This is a genomic window from Mycobacterium persicum (assembly GCF_002086675.1).
Classification (GTDB): domain Bacteria; phylum Actinomycetota; class Actinomycetes; order Mycobacteriales; family Mycobacteriaceae; genus Mycobacterium; species Mycobacterium persicum.
Genome location: NZ_MVIF01000280.1, coordinates 1 through 791, shown reverse-complemented (window position 1 = coordinate 791; position 791 = coordinate 1). Strand labels below are relative to the sequence as shown.

Annotated in this window: 1 protein-coding gene; it reads right to left on the bottom strand. The window is 65.1% G+C overall.

The window, feature by feature from the left end; all coding sequences use genetic code 11:
* The coding region (locus tag BST40_RS28390; protein WP_208618956.1) for a DDE-type integrase/transposase/recombinase at positions 1 to 659 on the bottom strand (659 nt) is incomplete at its 3' end.
* Positions 660 to 791 lie beyond the last annotated feature (132 nt).

The following is a 791-nucleotide window of genomic DNA, read 5'->3' as shown; positions in this document are numbered from 1 at the left end:
GACAAGCTCCTTGTCACACCCAGATCAACCAGCAGCTGGTGGACGTTCTTGCTGGTCATCGACGTCCCGTTATCTGAATGCAGGTGATCTGGCACGACGCCGCCGTTTTTGGCGAACGCTTCCTCGATGAACGCTTTGGCCGCTTCGGCGTCCTCGGTGGGCACAAGCAGGTGATTGACCGCCTTGCGGGAGAAGATGTCGAGCATCACGAACAGGTCGTAATACTCGCCCCTGACCGGGCCTTTCAGCTTCGTCACATCCCAACTCCACACCTGGTTGGGCCCGGTCGCGACTAGCTCCGGCTTCGCCCGCGGCGGATGGCTGGCCTGGCGGCGACGCTCGGACACCTCGCCGTTCTCGCGCAGCAGCCGGTACATCGTGGAAATGCTGCACAGGTAGGTGCCCTCGTCAAGCAGCACCGCCCCCACCTGCGCAGGCGACTTGTCGACGAATCGGTCGCTGCGCAGCACTTCCAGCACCCTGGCGCGCTCCAGCTCGGTCAGCGCCCCAGGATGCTGCGCTTGCGGCCGTTTCGGGCCCTGCACAGGCGGTTTCGGGTTGCGTTGCCGGTGCAGCGTGGCGCGGGACTTTCCGGTCAGCCGGCACGCGGCCACCACACCGACCAGCGGCACCAACTCGTTCACAGCGCCGTCGATCAAGGGTTCTGCCTGGTCTCGCCGTCCGAGCTGTTGGACAGCAGCGACAACAGCTCGGATAGTTTTCCCAGGACCTCGTGGGCCTGCTTGGCCTTGGCCAGCTCAGCGGCCAGACGCGCGTTCTCGGCCTCCAGC